A 20,799-nucleotide genomic window follows, 5' to 3' on the forward strand; every position below is an offset into this window, starting at 1 on the left:
AGGAGCCCAGCTCCCCCGAAAGGGGCGCTGGGCTCCTTTCTGCTACATTCCTTCGTGTAGTCATCCTACGAATACGGCCTGCGTCATCGCGGGGGCGGCACAGGCCGTACGGAGGACTACTCCTGCAGGTGGCGCGGGTCGAGGACGAGCGTCGTCTGCCGGTCGGCGGCGACCTGGAGGGTGCGCAGGCGCAGCAGCGCCGGGTGCTCCTCCAGGAGCCGGGCCGTGTTGGCGAGCGAGCGAAGCGCCGCCGCCTCCGCCCGCGCCTCCTCCAGTCGCGGCCTTGCCCCTCTCGCGGGCGACCACCGCGTCCATCGCCGCCCGGCGGAGCTCGCCCGGCAGCATGAGGTCGCGCACCCGCACCTCGTTCACCACGATCCCGAGCCCGGAGACCGCGGTTCGCACGGCCTCGGCCAGCCCGTCGGAGAGCGCGGCGCGCGCCTGGAGGGCGTCGTCGAGCGTCACCGCGGCCATCCGGTCCCTGAGGGCGTCCTGCACCGCGGCGTAGAGAAGGGCCTGGGGGTGCTCGGCGCCGGTCGTGTAGGCGACCGGGTCGTCCACCCGCCACAGCGCGGTCAGGCTGGCGCGCACGGTGACGCCGTCGGCCGTGATGACCTCCTGGCCGGACACCGTGAGCAGGCTCGGCCTGACGTCCACCGTGACCAGCCGCGTCCTGCGCTCGCGGTACCGGTGCCGCCCGGGCTCGAGGACCCGGTCGAAGCGTCCGTCCACGTAGGCGAGCACGCGCTGCCACTCCATCACCGTCACATGAGCCACTGCTCACCTCCGATCCTGGGAACGGCTCCGGACGCCACGCGGCGTCAGGGCGGGGGCGCTCCCGGCACGCCGGGGGCCCGCAGGGCCCTGAGGCCGCCGGTGCGGCGTCCGGAGCCGTTCGGGTGAGAGGAATCGAACCTCGACCTCGCGGTCACCAAGGAAGCCGGAACCGCGATGCGGGGAACGCGATCCGGCGATGCCGGTGCGCCCCTGCGTCGTTCCGGATTCCCCCACGGTAGCGGCGGCCGCCCGCCGAGATCGATCGGTTTTTCGGTCCTCGCCGGGGCGCGACGGCGTCGTGGAGCCGGCCGGGAAAGGCGCTTCGGCCTCAGAGGCGAGGGTGCGGCCGGGACCGCCGTGCGGCCTCAGAGACGAGGGTGGGGCCGGGAGCGCGTGGCGCGGGGGCCGTGAACGTGGTTCGGCCTCAGGGCGCGAAGGTGGGCAGCCCGAGGCGACCTGACCTCGCCTCGGGCTGCCACGAAGCAAGAGTAAGCCTTCGCCTCCCGGCTTCGCGCCCCGGCACCCCCAAAAACGTGGTGCGACGCCTGCGGCGGGCGCGGTAGCGTGCCCGCGTGCGTCTGATCATCTCTCCGCCCCCCGCCCGCTAGCGGGCGGTCTCCCCTGGTGAGCCGGGCCTGGGCGGCCCGGCCGATGGCTGCCGCCCGCGTACGGGATCCGGCAGGCCACTCACCGAGAGAGACGTCGATGACGCGTGTTTCCGCCCTGCCCGTACGGCAGGGTCTCGTCTACCTGTCAATAGCGGCCGTCGCCTGGGGCACCGGGGGCGCCGCGGGGGCGCTGCTCCACCGCACCGGCCACCTCAGCCCGGTCGCGGTCTCGTTCTGGCGGTTCGCCTGCGGCGCGGCGCTGCTGGTGGGCGCGAGCCGCCTCGCCGGGCGATCGGGCGCGGGCTCCGCGGCCCGGCGCGGCGGACGGCCCTCCACCCGGGCCGTCCTCGTGCTCGGCCCGGCGATGGCGGTGTGCCAGGCCGCCTACTTCGCCGCCATCGCCGAGAGCGGCGTGGCGGTCGCGACGATGATCACCATGGGGGCCACGCCCGTGCTCGTGGCGCTCGGCGGGCGGGTCGTCCTGCGGGAGCCGCTGGGCCGTACGGCCCTCGCCTGCCTGGCACTCGCCCTCGCCGGGCTCGTCCTGCTCGCGGGCGGCGCGCACACCGGTGCCGGGGCGCCGTCGCCGGCGGTCACGCCGGCGGGAGTGGGGTACGCGCTGCTGTCGGCGGCCGCCTACTCCGTCGTGACGCTGGCGAACCGGCGCTCGCCGGCCGGCGGCGCGGCGACGTGGGGGTTCGCGGCCGGCGCGGTCTGCCTGCTGCCGCTCGCGGCGGCGACCGGGCTGTTCCCGGCGGCGGCCGACGCGGGGGTCTCCGCGCTGCTGCTCGCCTACCTCGCGGCCGTGCCGACCGCGCTGGCGTACGGCCTGTTCTTCGCGGGCCTGCGCGTGGTCACCGGGACGACGGCGGCGGTGGTCTCGCTGCTGGAACCGCTGGTGGCGGCGGTCATCGGCGTGGCGCTGCTCGGCGAGCGGGTCTCACCGGCGCAAGTGTGCGGCGGGCTCGCGCTCATGGCGGCGGTCGCCTGCCTCGCTCGCGCCGAGCTGGCCCGCGCGGAACCGGCCCGAAGAAGGCCGGCCCGCGCGGAGCTGGGGCGGCGGTGGCGGCGCCTGCTCTAAAAGGGAATATTGTTACCGCAAATACTCAGGAAATCTGAGCGGAAGACGAGCGGGGACGAGATGACGACGGCCGGGTCCGGCGACCGACCCGTGGAGCGCCCGAAGGCGGCGGTCATGGAGGACGTCGCCGAGCTGGCGGGCGTGTCCGCGATGACGGTCTCCCGGGTGCTGAACACGCCGGAGAAGGTGCGGCCGGAGACGAGGGAACGGGTCCTCGCGGCGGTCCGAAAGTTGGATTACCACCCCAACTCGGCGGCCCGCGTCCTGGTGACCGGCCGCTCGGGCGTGCTCGGCGTGGTGTGCTTCGACACCACCCTGTACGGCCCGGCCTCGACGGTCTACGGCATCGAGCAGGCCGCCAGGGAGAACGACTACCTCGTCAGCATCGCGAGCCTCCCGTCGCTGAACCGCAGGTCCATCGCCGAGGGCGTCGACCGGCTGCGCTCGCAGTCGGTCGACGGCGTCATCGTCGTCGCGCCGCACGAGTCGGCCGCCGAGGGACTGCGGCACCTGCCGGCGGGCCTCCCCGTGGTCGACGTCGGCGGCGGCGAGGACCTGCCGGTTCCGGTGGCCGCGGTCGACCAGCACGCCGGCGCCGTCCGCGCCACCCGTCACCTCCTGAGCCTCGGGCACCGGACGGTGTGGCACCTGGCGGGCCCGCACAACTGGATCGACTCCAGCGGCCGGGTCGCGGGGTGGCGCTCGGTGCTGGAGGCCGAGGGGCGGGAGGCGCCCGAGCCGCTGGCGGGCGACTGGAGCGCCCAGTCGGGCTACGAGATCGGCAGACGGCTGGCCGGCGAGAGGGAGCTGACGGCGGTCTTCGCCGGCAACGATCACATGGCGATGGGCCTGGTGCGCGCGCTGCGCGAGGCGGGCCGGCGCGTGCCGGAGGACGTCAGCGTGGTCGGCTTCGACGACGTCCCGGAGTCGGCGTACGTGTGGCCGCCGCTCACGACCGTACGGCAGAACTTCGGCGAGGTCGGCAGGCGCGCCTTCCGGCTGCTGCTCGACCGGATCGCGGGGGCGGAGGGACCGGTCCGGCGGCTGGTCGAGCCCGAGCTCGTCGTGCGGGGGAGCACCGGCTCGCGCCCCTGACCGTCCCGGGCGTTCCCCGCCGGTGGGCGCTGTGTCCCGTGGTGTCGCGCCGTGTCGCGCCGTGTCCCGCCGTGTCCGGCCGGACCTTCCAGGCCCGGTAGGGGCATGTTGACGCGACGTTAACGGGTGGTTTCGGTGTGACCGGACCGTAACCGGCGGCCTCCTTGACGACAGGGTGTGTTAACGCTCACAGTCTTCCCAGGCCGACAGAGAGGAGCAGCCGGTGGGACCCAGCCCGGAACGCCGCCCGCCCGTGATGGCGGACGTGGCCAAGGTGGCGGGCGTGTCGCACCAGACGGTCTCGCGGGTGCTCAACGACCATCCGAACGTCCGCGCGGAGACCCGGACCCGGGTGCTGCGCGCGATCGACCAGCTCGGCTACCGACGCAACCTCGTCGCCCGGGCCCTGGTCACCAAGCACTCCCGCACGCTGGGCGTCGTCAGCTTCGACACCACACTTTACGGCCCCGCCAGCACCGTCTACGGCATCGAGCAGGCGGCCAGGGAGGCCGGCTACTTCGTCAGCATCGTCAGCCTCCGGACCATCGACAGGGCCGGAGTCCACGACGCGATCGACTATCTGACCGACCAGGGCGTGGACGGCATCGTCGTGGTGGCCCCGCAGCGGTCGGCGGCGCAGGCGCTGGAGGACATGCCGACGGGCATGCCGGCCGTCGCCGTCGAGGGCGGTCAGGCGGGCGAGGTGTCCGTGGTCAGCGTCGACCAGGTGGAGGGCGCCGCCCTGGCGACCCGGCACCTGCTCGACCTGGGGCACGAGACGGTCTGGCACATCAGCGGACCGGCCGACTGGCTGGAGGCCGAGGGCCGGGTGCAGGGCTGGCGCGAGGCGCTGACCGCCGCCGGCCACCGGGTGCCGGACGTGCTGGCCGGCGATTGGAGCCCCCGTTCGGGCTATCGGGCGGGCAAGCGGCTGGCGGAGATGACGAGTGAGGTCACGGCGGTCTTCGTGGCCAACGACCAGATGGCGCTGGGCGTGCTGAGGGCGTTCGCGGAGGAAGGGGTGAGGGTCCCCGAGCAGATCAGCATCGTGGGTTTCGACGACATCCCGGAGTCGGAGTTCTTCTCCCCTCCTCTCACCACCATCAGGCAGGACTTCGGGGCCGTGGGCAGGCGCAGCATCGACGTGCTCCTGCGGCAGATCGAGGCGGAGGGTCCGTGCGAGCGCGAGCGCCACGTGGTTCCCCCTCGGTTCGTCGCCAGGGCCAGTACGGCGCACGCGCGCTAGCCGCCTGCGGAAGTCATGAAGGTTGACGCGGCTCCGGCCGTGTTAGCGTTAACATCCAGAAAGGAACACCCCCCGTGTTGAAGAGGTTCTCGGCGCTGGTTCTGGCCGGCGTCACGGCGTTCGCCATGGCCGGATGCGGCAGCGGTTCGGGCGGTTCGGGCGGCTCGGGCGACGGCAAGATCGTCATGGGCTTCTCCCAGGTCGGCGCGGAGAGCGGCTGGCGCACCGCCAACACCAAGTCGGTGCAGGAGTCCGCCAAGGCGGCCGGCATCGACCTGAAGTTCTCCGACGCGCAGCAGAAGCAGGAGAACCAGATCAAGGCGATCCGGTCCTACATCCAGCAGAAGGTCGACGTCATCGCCTTCTCCCCGGTCGTCGAGTCGGGCTGGGACACGGTCCTGCAGGAGGCCAAGAGCGCCAAGATCCCGGTCATCCTGACCGACCGGGCCGTGGACTCCAAGGACACCAGCCTCTACCGGACCTTCCTCGGCTCCGACTTCATCGAGGAGGGCAAGAAGGCCGGCCAGTGGCTGGTCGACCAGTACAAGGACAGCAAGGACCCGGTCAACATCGTCCAGCTCGAGGGCACGACCGGATCCGCTCCCGCCAACGACCGCAAGACGGGCTTCCAGCAGGTGATCTCGGCCGATCCCAAGTTCAAGATCATCGCCTCGCAGTCGGGCAACTTCACCCGGGCCGAGGGCAAGCAGGTCATGGAGGCCTTCCTCAAGTCGAACCCGAAGATCGACGTCCTGTACTCGCACAACGACGACATGGCGCTCGGCGCCATCGAGGCGATCGAGGGCGCGGGCAAGGTGCCCGGCAAGGACATCAAGATCATCTCGGTCGACGCGGTGCACGACGGCATGCAGGCGCTGGCCGACGGGAAGATCAACTACATCGTCGAGTGCAGCCCGCTGCTTGGCCCCCAGCTGATGGACCTGGCCAAGAAGGTCGTGAAGGGCGAGCAGGTCCCGGCCCGCGTCGTGACGCAGGAGACCACGTTCACGCAGGACCAGGCGAAGCAGGCGCTGCCCAGCCGTAAGTACTGATCCCCGACCGGGCCGCCCTCCCACCGGGGGGCGGCCCGCCGGCTCGACGAGGAGGGGGCGCCGTATGGCCGAACCCGCGCCGATCCTTCAGATGAGGGGGATCGGGAAACAGTTCCCCGGCGTCAAGGCGCTGGACGGCGTCGACTTCCGCCTGCTTCCCGGCGAGGTCCACGCGCTCATGGGTGAGAACGGCGCCGGCAAGTCCACCCTGATCAAGGTGCTGACCGGCGTGTACGACATCGACGCCGGCGAGATCGAGCTGAGGGGCGCCCGGGTGGCCTTCTCCAGCCCGCTCGCCGCCCAGCACGCCGGCATCAGCACGGTGTACCAGGAGGTCAACCTCTGCGCGAACCTGTCGGTCGCGGAGAACATCTTCATCGGCCGTGAGCCGCGCCGCCTCGGGCGCATCCAATGGAAGGAGATGCGACGCCGGGCGGCCGAGCTGCTTTCGCGCCTCGAGATCGACATCGACGTCTCGGCGGCCCTGTCGTCGTACTCGCTGGCCGTCCAGCAGATGGTGGCCATCGCGCGGGCCGTGGACATCGACGCCCAGGTCCTGATCCTGGACGAGCCGACCTCCAGCCTCGACGCGAGCGAGGTGGCGCAGCTGTTCCGGGTGATGCGGCGGCTGAAGGAGCAGGGCATCGCGATCCTGTTCGTCTCGCACTTCCTCGACCAGATCTACGAGATCGCCGACCGCATGACGATCCTGCGCAACGGCCGGCTCGTGGGGGAGTACCTCACCAGCGAGCTGAGCCAGGTGGAGCTGGTCGGCAAGATGATCGGCCGCGAGCTCGCCGACCTGGAACGCCTCGAGGGCAAGCCCATGGCGCGGCAGACCCCGGCGCTGGTGGAGGCGGACGGTCTGGGCCGGTCGGGCGCGATCGAGCCGTTCACGCTGACCATCCACGAGGGCGAGGTCGTGGGGCTGGCCGGCCTTCTCGGCTCCGGCCGCACCGAGGTCGCCCGGCTGCTGTTCGGCGCCGACCACGCCGGCTCCGGCACCCTGCGGATCGGCGGCGAGCAGGTCGGCCTGCGCACCCCGCGGGCGGCGATCCGGCATCACGTCGCCTTCTGCTCCGAGAACCGGAGGGCGGAGGGGCTGGTGCCCGAGCTCACCGTCCGGGAGAACATCGTCCTCGCCCTGCAGGCCGCCCGCGGCTGGACCCGGCCCATCCCGCGGCGCCGGCAGGACGAGCTGGTGAGCAAGTACGTGTCCGCGCTGAACATCCGCCCGGCCGACCCCGAGCAGCTCGTCCGCAACCTCAGCGGCGGCAACCAGCAGAAGGTGATGCTGGCCCGCTGGCTCATCCTGGAGCCCCGCCTGCTCATCCTCGACGAGCCGACCCGGGGCATCGACGTGGGCGCCAAGGCGGAGATCCAGCGGCTCGTGGCGGAGCTGTCCGACGGCGGGATGGCCGTGCTGTTCATCTCCGCCGAGCTGGAGGAGGTGCTCCGGCTCAGCCACAAGGTCGGCGTGCTGCGCGACCGGAAGCTCGTCGCCGAGATCGACAACGACGAGCGGCTGACCACCGACGCACTGACGGAGACCATCGCGAGCGGAGCCGCGTCATGACCGCGTTCCTCGGACCCTTCCTCAGACACCGCCTGTTCTGGCCCGTCGTGATCCTGGTGGGGCTGCTCCTGCTCAACCTGGTGTTCACCGACAACTTCTTCCACGTCGAGATGAAGGACGACCACCTCTACGGCAGCCTGATCGACATCTTCCGGTTCGGCGCGCCGCTGATCCTGGTGTCGCTCGGCATGACCCTGGTCATCGCCACGAGCGGGATCGACCTGTCGGTGGGCTCGGTCGTCGCGATCTCCGGCGCCCTCGCCTGCCTGCAGATCAGCGACCTCGGGAACCAGAACTCGGTGGGCGGCGTGCTGAGCGCCGTGGGCGTGGCGCTCCTGCTCTCACTGGTGCTCGGCGCCTGGAACGGCCTGCTGGTCGCGGGCGTGGGGATCCAGCCGATCATCGCGACGCTCATCCTCATGGTCGCCGGGCGCGGCCTCGCCCAGCTCATCACCCAGGGCCAGATCATCACGATCAACAGCTCGCCGTACAAGCTGATCGGCGGGGGTTACTGGCTCACGGTGCCGTTCGGGATCATCATCGTGATCGCGGTGCTGGCGCTGACCGCGTTCCTCACCCGGCGCCTCGCCCTCGGCCTGCTCATCGAGTCGGTCGGCGGCAACGCGGAGGCGAGCCGGCTGGCCGGCATCGGCTCCCGGGCAGTGATCATCACCGTCTACACGTTCTGCGCCCTGTGCGCGGGGATCGCCGGGCTGATGATCAGCTCGAACGTCTCCAGCGCCGACGGGAACAACGCCGGCCTGTGGATCGAGCTGGACGCGATCCTGGCCGTCGTCATCGGCGGCACGCCCCTGTCGGGCGGCCGGTTCTCGCTCGGCGGCACGGTGCTGGGCGCGCTCATCATCCAGACGCTGACCACCACGATCTACTCGATCGGCGTGCCGCCGCAGACGACGCTGCTGTTCAAGGCGCTCGTGGTGACCATCGTCTGCCTGCTCCAGTCCCCGGCCTTCCGCGCGAAGGTCTTCCATCGGCGCCGCCGCCCCGCCGGCGCGCCTCCGGTGGCGGAAGAGAAGGTGAGGGTCTCGGCATGACCACCCTGACCGTCCCGGGCCGCGTCCGGGTGCCGCGCAAGTACGTCCCCGTCCTGGTCACGGCCGGGCTGTTCCTCGCCATGTTCGCCGCGGGCGGCATCCGGTACGAGGGGTTCGCGACCGGGCAGATCATCCTCAACGTCTTCATCGACAACGCGTTCCTGCTGGTCGTGGCCGTCGGCATGACCTTCGTGATCCTCACGGGCGGCATCGACCTGTCGGTGGGCTCGGTGGTGGCGCTGTCCACCATGGTCGCGGCGACGCTGCTGAAACACGGCTGGTCGCCCTGGCCGGTGATGCTGATCGTGCTGCTCATCGGGGCCGTCCTGGGCCTCGGCATGGGCGCGATCATCCACTACTTCGAGATCCAGCCGTTCATCGTGACGCTCGCCGGGATGTTCCTGGCCCGCGGCCTGTGCTTCACGATCGACACCGAGTCGATCCCCATCGACAACTCCACGTTCACCGCCTTCGCCCAGACGCGGATCGACCTCGGCGGGGACATGTGGATCTCGCCGAGTGTGGTGATCGCCGTCGTCGTGGTGATCGCGGCGGCGTACGTGCTCCACTACACGCGCTTCGGCCGCAACGTCTACGCGACCGGCGGCAGCGAGCAGTCGGCGCTGCTCATGGGCCTCCCGGTGGCCCGGACGAAAATCGGGGTCTATACGATCAGCGGGTTCTGCTCCGCTCTCGGCGGCCTGCTGCTGTCCTTCTACATGCTGTCGGGGTACGGCCTGCACGCCGTCGGCATGGAGCTGGACGCCATCGCGGCGGTCGTCATCGGCGGCACGCTGCTGACCGGAGGCAGTGGGTTCCTGCTCGGCACGGTGCTCGGCGTGCTCGTGCTGGGCCTGATTCAGACGATCATCAGCTTCGAGGGGACGCTCAGCTCGTGGTGGACGCGAATCTTCATCGGATTGTTACTGTTCGTCTTCATCCTCCTCCAGCGCCTGTTCTCCGCCCGCTCGCGGCGATGAGATCCTGACCTGCGGGCGGTTACCGCAACGTTTCCGGAACGTTGCCCCCACCCGTTGACATCCGTGTTGTTAGCGATAACAATGCACGACAGCGAACTTTGTCCCTGTTTGTAACCTTTCTTCAAAATCACCCCTTATATCGGCAGTAGCCGCACCCAGCTCTGCCGCGACCCCCATCGCAAGGAGATACACATGAGGTTGGGACGGATCGGGGGCGTGGTGTCCGCCATCGCGCTCGCCGCGACCATGACGGCCTGCGGCTCCAGCCAGAAGACGGTCGACACCCAGGCCACCGCCGGCTCCTCCGGCGGCGGCACCGCCGGCGCCCTGATCGGTGTCACCATGCCCACCAAGTCGTCGGAGCGCTGGATCCACGACGGCGACAACCTGAAGAAGCAGCTCGAGCAGCTGGGCTACAAGGTCGACCTCCAGTACGCGGAGAACGACATCCCGACCCAGGCCAACCAGATCGAGAACCAGATCACCAAGGGCGCCAAGCTCCTGATCATCGCCTCGATCGACGGCACGGCGATCACCTCGCAGCTGCAGGAGGCCGCGGACAACAAGATCCCGGTCATCGCCTACGACCGGCTCATCCGCAACAGCCCGAACGTCGACTACTACGCCACGTTCGACAACTTCAAGGTCGGCGTGCAGCAGGCGACCTCGCTGCTGAAGGGCCTCGGCGTCGACAGCGGCAAGAAGGGCCCGTTCAACGTCGAGCTGTTCGCCGGTTCGCCCGACGACAACAACGCGACGTTCTTCTTCAACGGCGCCATGTCGGTGCTCAAGCCGAAGATCGACGACGGCACGCTGAAGGTCAAGAGCGGCCAGACCGACTTCAAGCAGGCCGCCATCCTCCGGTGGGACCCGGCCACCGCGCAGAAGCGCATGGAGGACATCCTCACCAAGACCTACAGCGGCGGCGCCAAGGTCGACGGCGTGCTCTCCCCGTACGACGGCCTGTCCATCGGCATCCTGTCGGCGCTCAAGAGCTCCGGCTACGGCACCAGCGGCCAGCCCTACCCGATCGTGACCGGCCAGGACGCCGAGCTCGCGTCGGTGAAGTCGATCATCGCGGGTGAGCAGTACTCGACCATCTTCAAGGACACCCGCAAGCTCGCGGAGCAGACCGTGAAGATGGCGGACGCGGTGCTGAAGGGTCAGAAGCCCGAGGTGAACAACGAGAAGGACTACGACAACGGCAACAAGGTCGTCCCGTCGTACCTGCTCGACCCGGTGGTCGTCGACAAGGACAACTACAAGGACGTCATCGTCGGCAGCGGCTACTACACCGAGGACCAGCTCAAGTAGGGATCCGGGCCCGGGGACTCGTCCCCGGGCCCCTCCCTGAGCGAGGGGCACATGACCGAGCACATCTTGCGGATGAGCGGGATCACCAAGACGTTCCCCGGCGTGAAGGCGCTGCAGGACGTCAACCTCTCCGTACGGCGGGGTGAGATCCACGCGATCTGCGGCGAGAACGGCGCCGGCAAGTCGACGCTGATGAAGGTGCTGTCCGGGGTCTACCCGCACGGCGATTACGAGGGCGAGATCACCTTCGAGGGCAAGCGCTGCGAGTTCGGCGGCATCCGCGACAGTGAGCACGCCGGCATCGTCATCATCCACCAGGAGCTGGCGCTCAGCCCTCAGCTGTCGATCGCCGAGAACATCTTCCTCGGCAACGAGCGCGCCAGACGCGGCGTCATCGACTGGAACCGCACCAACTACGAGGCCGGCGAGCTGATGAAGCGGGTCGGCCTGCGTGAGAACCCGACCACGCCCATCGCGGACATCGGCGTCGGCAAGCAGCAGCTCGTGGAGATCGCCAAGGCGCTGTCGAAGGAGGTGAAGCTCCTCATCCTCGACGAGCCGACCGCGGCGCTCAACGACGACGACTCGGCCCACCTGCTCGACCTGCTGCGCGGGCTGCGCGACGAGGGCATCACCTGTGTGATCATCTCGCACAAGCTCAACGAGGTGATCGCCATCGCCGACTCCGTCACGATCATCCGCGACGGGCGCACGATCGAGACGCTGGACATGGCTGACGATCACGTGACCGAGGACCGTATCATCTCGGGCATGGTCGGCCGCGCGCTCGACAACCGCTTCCCGCCCCACGAGGCCGACATCGGGGAGGAGGCGTTCCGCATCGAGGACTGGACGGTCCACAGCCCCAGCCAGCCCGGCCGCAAGGTGGTCGACGGCGCCTCGCTCACGCTGCGCCGGGGCGAGATCGTCGGCCTCGCGGGGCTGATGGGCGCCGGGCGCACCGAGCTCGCGATGAGCGTGTTCGGCCGGACGTACGGGGTGAACATCTCGGGCCGGCTCTTCAAGGACGGCAAGCCGATCGACATCCGCAACGTCCAGGACGCGATCAGGCACGGCGTCGCCTACGCCACGGAGGACCGCAAGCGGTACGGCCTCAACCTCATCGAGGACATCAAGCGCAACATCAGCGCGGCCGGGCTGAAGGGCCTGTCCTCGCGCGGCTGGGTCAACGAGAACGAGGAGTACCGCGTCGCCGAGGGCTTCCGCAAGAGCATGAACATCAAGGCTCCCGGGGTGACCAGCGTCGTCGGCAAGCTGAGCGGCGGCAACCAGCAGAAGGTCGTGCTCTCCAAGTGGATCCTGACCGAGCCGGACGTGCTCATCCTCGACGAGCCCACCCGGGGCATCGACGTCGGCGCCAAGTACGAGATCTACACGATCATCAACCGCCTGGCCGACCAGGGCAAGGCCGTGCTGGTGATCTCTTCTGAGCTGCCCGAGCTGCTGGGCCTGTGCGACCGCATCTACACGCTGTCGGAGGGACGGATCACGGGCGAGGTGCCGCGCGGGGAGGCCACGCAGGAACGCCTCATGTATCTCATGACCAAGGGACAGGAGTAGCTCGAAATGAGCAGCATCACGCCCGCCGACGTCGCGGTCGGCGCCACGGGCGACGGGGGAGCGCCGCGGCAGCCGGGACGGGTGTCGCTCGGCGGCCTGTCGGTCAACCTGCGCTCCAGTGGCATCTACATCGCGTTCGCGCTGATCATCGTGCTGTTCTCGGTGCTGACCGACGGCGCGCTCCTCCAGCCGCAGAACATCTCCAACATCATCGTTCAGAACTCCTACGTCCTGATCCTCGCGATCGGGATGATCTTGATCATCATCGCCGGGCACATCGACCTGTCGGTCGGCTCGGTGGTGGCGGTCACCGGGGCGCTGGCCGCCGTGCTCATGGTGAACATGGGCGTGGCATGGCCGTTGGCGCTGCTCATCACGATCATCGCCGGCGGCGTGATCGGGGCGTGGCAGGGCTACTGGATCGCGTACTTCGGCATCCCCGCGTTCATCGTGACGCTGGCCGGCATGCTGCTGTTCCGGGCGCTGACCCTGACGGTGCTCGGCAACCAGGGCATCGGGCCGTTCCCCGACCAGGTCCGCACGCTCGCCAACGGCTTCACCGACGGCTACCTCGGCAACATCGGCCTCGGCCCGCTCGGCGGCGCCGACCTGTTCAGCCTGCTGATCGGCATCATCGCGATCGCCGGCATGGTCCTCGCGCAGTGGCGCACCCGGGGCGCCCGCAAGGGTTACGGCCAGGCGGTCGAGCCCGTCGCGCTGTTCGTGCTGAAGATGGCGGCAGGGGCCGCGCTGATCCTCTTCGTGGTCGTGCAGCTGGCCCGCTTCAAGAACCTGCCGTGGGTGCTGGTGCTGCTGGCGGTGCTCGTGCTGGCGTACTCCCTCATGGCCAACCGCACGGTCTTCGGCCGGCAGATCTACGCGATCGGCGGCAACCTGCAGGCGGCCGTGATGTCCGGCGTGAAGGTCAAGTCGGTCGTCTTCTGGATCTTCGTCAACATGGGCGTGCTGTCGGCCATCGCCGGCGTCATCTTCGCCGGCCGGCTCAACCAGGCGGGTCCCACCGCGGGCAACAGCTTCGAGCTCGACGCGATCGCGGCGGCCTTCATCGGCGGCGCGGCCGTGCAGGGCGGTGTCGGCAAGGTGGTCGGCGCGATCACCGGTGGTCTGATCATGGCGGTCATCAACAACGGCATGTCGCTGATCGGCTCGCCGAGTGAGCGCGTCATGCTCGTCAAGGGCATCGTCCTGCTCGCCGCCGTGGCGTTCGACGTGTGGACCAAGCGCAGGACGGGTGCCTCACGGTGACCGGGTGCGACATCGAAGGGGACCGTCTTCCTGACCGCCGGGCAAGGCGGCAGGCGGTCCCCGGCCGGAAAAGATGATGCCCATGTCCCCCAAGACCCCTGGAGTGCAGTGTGAACGCTAACAGCGAGCGCTACGTCGTCGGCGTCGACTTCGGCACGCTGTCGGGCCGGGCCGTGGTGGTGCGCGTGAGCGACGGCGCGGAGCTCGGCGCGGCGGTCCACGAGTACGCCCACGGGGTGATCGAGGACGCGCTCCCCGGGTCGGGCGTGCGCCTCGGCCCCGACTGGGCGCTCCAGTCGCCGCAGGACTGGGTCGACGTGCTGCGGCACGCGGTGCCCAAGGCGCTTGCGGCGGCGCAGGTGCCCGCCGCGCAGGTGGTCGGCATCGGGACCGACTTCACGGCCTGCACGATCCTGCCGGCCGCGGCCGACGGGACGCCGCTGTCCGAGACCCTCCCCGACCGCCCGCACGCCTGGCCGAAGCTGTGGAAGCATCACGCGGCCCAGCGGCACGCCGACCGCATCAACGCGCTGGCGGCCGAGCGGGGCGAGCCCTGGCTGGCCCGGTACGGCGGGAAGATCTCCTCGGAGTGGGCCTTCGCCAAGGGGCTGCAGGTCCTGGAGGAGGACCCGGAGGTCTACGAACGGGCCGACCGCTGGATCGAGGCGGCCGACTGGATCATCTGGCAGCTGTGCGGCGTGGAGACGCGCAACGTCTGCACCGCCGGCTACAAGGCCATCTACCAGGACGGGGGCTACCCCTCGGACGACTTCCTGGCCACGCTCAATCCCGCCTTCGCCGGGTTCACCGGCAAGCTCGGCCGGGAACTCGCGCCGCTGGGCGGCCTCGCCGGTCGCCTGACCGCGCAGGCCGCCGAGTGGACCGGGCTGCCCGAGGGCGTCGCCGTGGCGGTCGGCAACGTCGACGCGCACGTGACGCTCGCCGCGGCCGACGCCGTGCGGCCGGGCCAGATGGTCGCCATCATGGGCACCTCCACCTGCCACGTCATGAACTCCGACCACCTCGCCGAGGTGCCGGGGATGTGCGGCGTGGTCCGCGACGGCATCGTCCCCGGCCTGTGGGGCTACGAGGCCGGGCAGTCGGCCGTCGGCGACATCTTCGCCTGGTTCGTCGAGACCTCGGTCCCCGCCTCGTACGCCGAGCGGGCCGCGGAGCTTGGCCTCGGCCTGCACGAGTACCTGACGCGGCTGGCCGAGGCCCAGCCTGTCGGCGGACACGGGCTGGTCGCGCTCGACTGGCAGGGCGGCAACCGGTCGGTCCTGGTCGACCACAACCTGTCCGGTGTGATCGTCGGCCAGACGCTCGCCACCCGCCCCGAGGACGTCTACCGCGCCCTGATCGAGGCCACGGCGTTCGGCGCCCGGCTGATCGTGGAGACGTTCGAGAAGGCCGGAGTGCCGGTGGAGGAGTTCGTGGTCGCCGGCGGCCTGCTCAAGAACGCCTTCCTCATGCAGGTCTACTCCGACGTGCTGCGCCGCCCGCTGTCGGTGATCGGGTCGGACCAGGGACCGGCCCTGGGGTCGGCGATCCACGCCGCCGTCGCGGCCGGGGAGTACCCCGGCATCCCGGAGGCGGCCGCGGCCATGGGCAAGCGCGAGGCCGCCGCCTACGCGCCGGATCCCGAGCGGGCCGACGCCTACGACCGGCTGTACGCCGAGTACCGCCGGCTGCACGACCACTTCGCCGACGGCGAGGTGCTGCACCGGCTGCGGGCGATCAGGAACGGGGCGACCGCGTGAACAAGGAGGAGCGTGTGATCGAGGAGTTGCGGGAGACCGTCTGCCGCCTCCATGCCGAGCTGGTGCGCTACAACCTCGTGGCGTGGACCGCGGGCAACGTCTCCGGTCGGGTGCCCGGGGAGGACCTGTTCGTCATCAAGCCCAGCGGGGTGTCCTACGACGACCTGACCCCGGAGTCGATCGTCGTGTGCGACCTGGACGGCAACCTCGTCAAGGGGTCTCTCGCGCCCTCCAGCGACACGGCCGCGCACGCCTACGTGTACCGCCACATGCCGGAGGTGAACGGCGTGGTGCACACCCACTCCACGTACGCCTCGGCGTGGGCGGCCCGCGGCGAGGCGATCCCCTGCGTGCTGACCGCGATGGCCGACGAGTTCGGCGGCGACATCCCGGTCGGGCCGTTCGCCCTGATCGGCGGCGACGACATCGGCAAGGGCATCGTGGAGACCCTGACCGGGCACCGCTCCCCGGCGGTGCTCATGCGCAACCACGGAGTGTTCACGATCGGGGAGTCGCCGAAGGCGGCCGTCAAGGCGGCCGTGATGTGCGAGGACGTGGCACGTACCGTGCACGTGTCGCGCCAGCTCGGTGAGCCGGTGCCGATCGCGCGCGACGACGTGGACAGCCTGTACGACCGCTACCAGAACGTCTACGGACAGAGGAGTCACCGGTGAAGCTATGGTTCCTGACCGGCAGCCAGGGCCTGTACGGCGAGGACACGCTGCGCCAGGTGGCCGAGCAGTCCCAGCGGATCGCCGAGGAGCTGGGCGCGTCGCTGCCCTTCGAGCTGGTGTGGAAGCCGGTCCTCACCGACGCGGCGGCCATCCGCCGGCTCTGCCTTGAGGCGAACGCCGACGACGAGTGCGGCGGCCTGATCGCGTGGATGCACACGTTCTCTCCGGCGAAGATGTGGATCGCCGGGCTGGACGCGCTGCGTAAGCCGCTGCTGCACCTGCACACCCAGGCCAACAGGGAGCTGCCCTGGGACACGATCGACATGGACTTCATGAACCTGAACCAGGCCGCCCACGGCGACCGCGAGTTCGGGTACGTCCAGTCGCGGCTCGGCGTGGCCCGCAAGACCGTCGCCGGGCACGTCAGCGACCCGGCGGTCGCGGCGCGGGTGGCGACCTGGGCGCGGGCCGCGGCCGGGCGGGCCGAGGTCGGCTCGCTGCGGCTGGCCCGGTTCGGCGACAACATGCGCGACGTCGCGGTGACCGAGGGCGACAAGGTCGAGGCGCAGTTGCGGTTCGGCGTGTCGGTCAACACCTACGGCGTGAACGACCTGGTCGAGGCCGTGGACGCCGCCTCGGACGCCGACGTGTCCGCGCTGGTCAAGGAGTACGAGGACCTCTACGAGGTGGCCTCCGAGCTGCGGGCGGGCGGCGAGCGGCACGACTCCCTGCGCTACGCGGCCCGGATCGAGCTCGGCCTGCGCGGCTTCCTGGAGGCCGGGGGCTTCCGGGCGTTCACCACGAACTTCGAGGACCTCGGCGGGCTGCGGCAGCTTCCCGGCCTCGCCGTCCAGCGGCTCATGGCCGACGGCTACGGCTTCGGCGGCGAGGGCGACTGGAAGACCTCGGTGCTGCTGCGCACGCTGAAGGTGATGTCGGCCGGGCTGCCCGGCGGCACCTCGTTCATGGAGGACTACACCTACCACCTCACGCCCGGCGAGGAGCTGATCCTCGGGGCGCACATGCTGGAGGTCTGCCCCACCATCGCCGGGGGCACGCCGTCGTGCGAGATCCACCCGCTCGGCATCGGCAACCGCGAGGACCCGGTGCGGCTCGTGTTCGACGCCCGGCCCGGCGCCGCCGTCGTGGTCGGCCTGGCCGACATGGGGGAGCGCTTCCGCCTGGTGGCCAACGAGATCGACGTCGTCGCCCCCCTCGAGCCGCTGCCGAGCCTCCCGGTGGCCCGCGCCGTCTGGCGGCCGCGTCCTGACCTGCGCACCTCGGCAGAGTCGTGGCTCACGGCCGGCGCCCCGCACCACACCGTGCTGTCGGCGGCGGTCGGGGCCGAGGAGCTCACCGACTTCGCCGACATGCTCGGGGTGGAGCTGCTGGTCATCGACGCCGACACCACCTCGCGCCAGTTCGCCAAGGAGCTGCGCTGGAACCAGGCCTACTACCGCCTGGCCCAGGGGTTCTGACCGCGGCGGACGGCCCACGCACGCCGGGCCCCTCCGTCTGGCTGGGGGAGGGGCCCGGCCACCATCTCCGTCCGGCCGCCCGTACGGCGAGGGCGGCGGACGGGCGGGGCCGGCGTCGTGGGTCGCCCCGCGTCCACGGTGGTGCCGCGCGTGACATGCCCGGCGTCCGGTTACCGCCAATGCGCGGACTCCTATACACTTGCAGGCATCGCACGGGGCTATAGCGCAGCTGGTAGCGCACCTCCATGGCATGGAGGGGGTCTGGGGTTCGAGTCCCCATAGCTCCACCATTGCAGCCTTACTCGAACCCTCGCCCTCCAGGGCGAGGACGAGCCCGTCTGCAGAGGTCACACCAGCCCAAGAGCCGCCTTCCGCCAGGGAGGCGGCTCTTGGCTTTCTGGTGCGTCAGGCTCATCAGCCCAATCACGCGGGCTCGGCCGCGCACGCACCCAGTCTGTGTGTCCGCGCCGCACGCGGGCGGGGCGCTCGGACGATGAGCGGGACTCATCCGGCCAGAGATTCGGCGTCGTCAATGTGCGCTGGCAGGGCGGGGAGCAGGAAAAATCGCGGGTCGTACTCGGCGCGACCGCAACAGCGAGCGCAAGCGTTACTTATCAACCTTTAACACTGCTTGACTTCCATAAAAATGGGCGACGCGTGTGGCTTCATCCTCGAGCGTGTTCTGCTGGATGAACGTCAGCACGTGTAGTGGTTTTACGGTAACATCGAGTCCTTTGCTTGTCTGTCGGCGTTCCCAGACACCCGCAAACAGGCCGTCAACCAGTAGCACCTGTACTCCGGCCGCGCCTTCGTACCGCCCTCCTTTGTGCCGGCGAATAAACTCCTTGGCCTCTGGCGGCACGATACGCTCCAGCGGCCCCGCGCCCAAAATATAGCTGTCGTATTGTGGGAGCAGCCTTATGCAGTGTGTCCTGTCATGTGCAGAGGGCTCTTCTGCGTTGTACGGCAACCAGGCTTCTCTGTCTTCTACGCCAACTGCTTGTAACTCACCTTTAAGATTGGCAATGAGTTCGCCCGCTTCGGCCGATTTTATGCCCAGCCACCGCGCTAAATCGGCGTGGGTCGCTGGGCCGTAGGTGGCAAAATATCGCCGCGTCAGCTCTGTTGCCGCTTCTTCTTCCGGAATTCCAAACCAGGGGCTTGTTGTGGTTTGAGGCAACATGAAAGTGGCCTTACTGCCCCGCGCCGGGCCGTAAGCTAGAACACCGGCATATGCCGCGGCCACTACAAAGAAAGCCAATGTTTCGTCGAATACGGTGAACACCCAGTCGCCAACCTGTTGTTTCAGTGCCGTAATCAGTTCCGAGCGCTCAAGTGTTTGCCCATCCAAAATCTCACGGGTGGCGGCGAACAGTCGACCAGCCTGTTTTCGGGTAAGGTCGAACCGTGTGAACCACGCGTCTTTCCCGCCATACACATGGCGCATGGCGGCCATATAGAGTGGTAGTTCGTCTGCCGTAAGCAAGTAAGCGGTGCCACGCATGGCACAGGTGCGCGTTAATTGCCTACCATTAATCAGTTCTTGTAGGTCGGCGCGAGTGAGGGCGGTTCTGATTCCTACGCCAAGCTCGGCCGCCGGAATCGCTTGGGCCTGAACACCGCAAACTCCGCTCACCACTTGCACCGCCTGCGGTGCGAGGTGCGTAAGATAATTCTTCTCCAAACGTCGTGACAATGTTTGTTGCCATGTCCATTGGTGCATAATGCCAGCGTATCATGGGTGGCTATTGTCATGGATAAACAAGCGGCCTTCAACCAGGAAATCGGTTACTTACCGCATAAGGAGGGGTCGGTGTCGGCAGCTTGGGCAGACCTTGCCCGATCGAGGGCCTCTGTGAGCTGTTCGAGCACGTCAACGCGTTTCGAGCAACGTCCCAGAAGGTCCACAAGCCGTCCGAGGGCCGTCTCCGATCAGCAGGCGGCCCTCAGGCGTTCCCCGAGAAGTTCCTCCCCGAGAAGTTCCTCCCCGCAACGGATCTCACACGCCGGACCGATGGCCTATTCCCTATCTTCTATGTAGGTTATACGTGTTGGAGGAGATGGACGAGGAGGCGGCCCGTGCCGTACGACGTGGGAATCATCGGAGCCGGCGTGCACGGGGTGAGCGCGGCCTTCCACCTCGCCCGGCGCGGGGTCGCGACGGCCGTGTTCGAGCGGCGGTCCCCGGCCGCCGGGCCGACGGGCCGTTCCGGCGGCATCTGCCGGGCCTACTACACCGACCCCTTCCTCGCCGAGAACGCGAGGGACGGCATCGCGTTCCTGGCCGACTTCGCCGATCGGACGGGAGGCGGCGACTCGGGCTTCCGCCGTACGGGCGCCTTCTACCTGCACGGCCCGGACGACACGGAGGCGGCGGAGCGGACGGCGCGCCGCCTCGCGGAGGCCGGGATCGCGAGCGAGGCGGTCGCCGCGCGTGACCTGCCGGGCCGCCTGCCGCACCTGGACCTCGGCGGCGTGGCGGTGGGCGTGTGGGAGAGGGACGCCGGCTACGCCGACCCCTACAGCACCACCCTGGGCCTGGCCCGGGCCGCTCGCGCGCACGGCGCGGACCTCCACCTCGAACGCCCCGTCGTCCGGGTGGACGAGGGCGTCCGCGGCGTGAGGGTGACGACAGAGGACGGGACCGTCCACGAGGCCGGACGACTGCTCGTCGCCGCAGGGCCGTGGACCGCCGGGCTCCTGCGGCCCCTCGGCGCCGACCTGCCGCTGACCGTCGAGCGGCACGTCGTCGCGGTGCTGGAGCACGATCCGGCCGACGCCGCGGGCCTCGTGCCGCACGTGCTCATCGACGTCGCCGGCGGCTACTACTCCACGCCCCAGCCGCGCACCCAGTACCTCGTCGGCGGCGTCGTCCCCGCCCTGCCCGCCGACCCTGGGCGCGACCCGGAGCCCGCGGGCGAGGGGGAGCTGAAGGACCTGGCCGCCGCGGCCGCCCGGCGCTCCCCGGCGCGGCGGCGTGCGGCGCTCATCGGCGGCTGGGCCTCCCTGTACGACGTGAGTCCCGACTGGCAGCCGGTCACGGGGCAGGTGACCGAGCACGTATTCGTGGACGCCGGCACGAGCGGGCACGGCTTCAAGCTCGCCCCCGCCTGGGGGGAGCACGTGGCCCGGCTGATCCTCGGCGACGACCCCGACCCGCGGCTGGCCGCCTTCGGGCCGGAGAGGTTCGCGGCAGGCGAAGGCCTCGCGGCGGGTTTCGGCCCCGCCCGCATCCTCGGCTGACCCCGACCCCGGC

16 protein-coding genes and 1 tRNA gene are annotated in these 20,799 nt (G+C 69.8%); 15 read left to right on the forward strand and 2 right to left on the reverse strand.

Translation table 11 applies throughout. The annotated features are described in order from the left end of the window. Window positions 1-60: 60 nt before the first annotated feature. Entirely contained in the window at window positions 61-777 is a 717-nt protein-coding gene (locus Mco01_RS04300) for an SPFH domain-containing protein (protein WP_204055591.1), read from the reverse strand. Between the two features lie 705 nt (window positions 778-1,482). Here Mco01_RS04300 and Mco01_RS04305 point away from each other — a divergent pair. The 14 genes from Mco01_RS04305 to Mco01_RS04370 all read left to right on the forward strand — a co-directional run bounded on the left by Mco01_RS04305 (window position 1,483) and on the right by Mco01_RS04370 (window position 17,833). Then, the gene (locus Mco01_RS04305; protein ID WP_204055592.1) at window positions 1,483-2,466 is read left to right on the forward strand and encodes a DMT family transporter; all 984 of its coding nucleotides are present in this window, start codon (window positions 1,483-1,485) and stop codon (window positions 2,464-2,466) included. 114 nt (window positions 2,467-2,580) lie between these two features. Next, on the forward strand, window positions 2,581-3,561 hold the full coding sequence (locus Mco01_RS04310; protein WP_239103330.1) for a LacI family DNA-binding transcriptional regulator: 981 nt from the start codon (window positions 2,581-2,583) through the stop codon (window positions 3,559-3,561). Window positions 3,562-3,817: 256 nt separating this feature from the next. Beyond that, the gene (locus Mco01_RS04315) at window positions 3,818-4,807 is read left to right on the forward strand and encodes a LacI family DNA-binding transcriptional regulator (protein WP_204056084.1); all 990 of its coding nucleotides are present in this window, start codon (window positions 3,818-3,820) and stop codon (window positions 4,805-4,807) included. A gap of 74 nt (window positions 4,808-4,881) precedes the next feature. Continuing rightward, window positions 4,882-5,859 carry an ABC transporter substrate-binding protein gene (locus Mco01_RS04320; RefSeq protein WP_204055594.1) on the forward strand — a complete coding sequence of 326 codons (978 nt, stop codon included), beginning with the start codon at window positions 4,882-4,884 and terminating at the stop codon, window positions 5,857-5,859. A 64-nt stretch (window positions 5,860-5,923) separates the two neighbouring features. Beyond that, complete coding sequence (locus Mco01_RS04325) at window positions 5,924-7,435, forward strand: sugar ABC transporter ATP-binding protein (RefSeq protein WP_204055595.1); 1,512 nt, start codon at window positions 5,924-5,926, stop codon at window positions 7,433-7,435. Then, complete coding sequence (locus Mco01_RS04330) at window positions 7,432-8,490, forward strand: ABC transporter permease (RefSeq protein WP_204055596.1); 1,059 nt, start codon at window positions 7,432-7,434, stop codon at window positions 8,488-8,490. Before Mco01_RS04325 ends, Mco01_RS04330 begins: the two co-directional genes overlap by 4 nt. Continuing rightward, window positions 8,487-9,470, forward strand: coding sequence for a galactofuranose ABC transporter, permease protein YjfF (gene yjfF, locus Mco01_RS04335; RefSeq protein WP_204055597.1), 984 nt, complete (start codon window positions 8,487-8,489; stop codon window positions 9,468-9,470). The genes Mco01_RS04330 and yjfF overlap by 4 nt, the downstream gene beginning before the upstream one ends. A gap of 192 nt (window positions 9,471-9,662) precedes the next feature. Beyond that, entirely contained in the window at window positions 9,663-10,784 is a 1,122-nt protein-coding gene (gene chvE / locus Mco01_RS04340) for a multiple monosaccharide ABC transporter substrate-binding protein (protein WP_204055598.1), read from the forward strand. A gap of 51 nt (window positions 10,785-10,835) precedes the next feature. Then, complete coding sequence (gene mmsA / locus Mco01_RS04345) at window positions 10,836-12,365, forward strand: multiple monosaccharide ABC transporter ATP-binding protein (protein ID WP_204055599.1); 1,530 nt, start codon at window positions 10,836-10,838, stop codon at window positions 12,363-12,365. 6 nt (window positions 12,366-12,371) lie between these two features. Beyond that, window positions 12,372-13,631, forward strand: coding sequence for a multiple monosaccharide ABC transporter permease (gene mmsB, locus Mco01_RS04350; protein ID WP_204055600.1), 1,260 nt, complete (start codon window positions 12,372-12,374; stop codon window positions 13,629-13,631). Window positions 13,632-13,741: 110 nt separating this feature from the next. Then, window positions 13,742-15,391, forward strand: a complete 1,650-nt coding sequence (araB, locus tag Mco01_RS04355; RefSeq protein ID WP_239103331.1) for a ribulokinase — start codon at window positions 13,742-13,744, stop codon at window positions 15,389-15,391. Window positions 15,392-15,405: 14 nt separating this feature from the next. After that, a complete protein-coding gene (locus Mco01_RS04360; protein WP_372444750.1) occupies window positions 15,406-16,065 on the forward strand; it encodes an L-ribulose-5-phosphate 4-epimerase in 660 nt (219 codons plus the stop codon). Then, window positions 16,062-17,543, forward strand: coding sequence for an L-arabinose isomerase (gene araA, locus Mco01_RS04365; RefSeq protein ID WP_204055601.1), 1,482 nt, complete (start codon window positions 16,062-16,064; stop codon window positions 17,541-17,543). The genes Mco01_RS04360 and araA overlap by 4 nt, the downstream gene beginning before the upstream one ends. A gap of 214 nt (window positions 17,544-17,757) precedes the next feature. Then, window positions 17,758-17,833 (forward strand) — tRNA-Ala (locus tag Mco01_RS04370). A gap of 317 nt (window positions 17,834-18,150) precedes the next feature. Here Mco01_RS04370 and Mco01_RS04375 read toward each other — a convergent pair. Beyond that, the gene (locus Mco01_RS04375) at window positions 18,151-19,266 is read right to left on the reverse strand and encodes a winged helix DNA-binding domain-containing protein (protein WP_204055602.1); all 1,116 of its coding nucleotides are present in this window, start codon (window positions 19,264-19,266) and stop codon (window positions 18,151-18,153) included. Between the two features lie 356 nt (window positions 19,267-19,622). Between Mco01_RS04375 and Mco01_RS04380 the strand changes: the two genes are divergently transcribed. Then, on the forward strand, window positions 19,623-20,786 hold the full coding sequence (locus Mco01_RS04380; RefSeq protein ID WP_204055603.1) for an NAD(P)/FAD-dependent oxidoreductase: 1,164 nt from the start codon (window positions 19,623-19,625) through the stop codon (window positions 20,784-20,786). Window positions 20,787-20,799: the final 13 nt, after the last annotated feature.

The organism is Microbispora corallina (genome assembly GCF_016863035.1).
GTDB classification, from domain to species: Bacteria; Actinomycetota; Actinomycetes; order Streptosporangiales; family Streptosporangiaceae; genus Microbispora; species Microbispora corallina.

What these genes read in the sequence shown, in the direction of transcription:
- Mco01_RS04310 (WP_239103330.1), top strand. Translation starts at nt 2,581, where the DNA reads ATGGAGGACGTCGCCGAGCTGGCGGGCGTGTCCGCGATGACGGTCTCC.
- chvE (WP_204055598.1), top strand. Translation starts at nt 9,663, where the DNA reads ATGAGGTTGGGACGGATCGGGGGCGTGGTGTCCGCCATCGCGCTCGCC.
- Mco01_RS04375 (WP_204055602.1), bottom strand. Translation starts at nt 19,266, where the DNA reads ATGCACCAATGGACATGGCAACAAACATTGTCACGACGTTTGGAGAAG.
- Mco01_RS04315 (WP_204056084.1), top strand. Translation starts at nt 3,818, where the DNA reads ATGGCGGACGTGGCCAAGGTGGCGGGCGTGTCGCACCAGACGGTCTCG.
- mmsB (WP_204055600.1), top strand. Translation starts at nt 12,372, where the DNA reads ATGAGCAGCATCACGCCCGCCGACGTCGCGGTCGGCGCCACGGGCGAC.
- yjfF (WP_204055597.1), top strand. Translation starts at nt 8,487, where the DNA reads ATGACCACCCTGACCGTCCCGGGCCGCGTCCGGGTGCCGCGCAAGTAC.
- Mco01_RS04305 (WP_204055592.1), top strand. Translation starts at nt 1,483, where the DNA reads ATGACGCGTGTTTCCGCCCTGCCCGTACGGCAGGGTCTCGTCTACCTG.
- Mco01_RS04330 (WP_204055596.1), top strand. Translation starts at nt 7,432, where the DNA reads ATGACCGCGTTCCTCGGACCCTTCCTCAGACACCGCCTGTTCTGGCCC.
- Mco01_RS04325 (WP_204055595.1), top strand. Translation starts at nt 5,924, where the DNA reads ATGGCCGAACCCGCGCCGATCCTTCAGATGAGGGGGATCGGGAAACAG.
- mmsA (WP_204055599.1), top strand. Translation starts at nt 10,836, where the DNA reads ATGACCGAGCACATCTTGCGGATGAGCGGGATCACCAAGACGTTCCCC.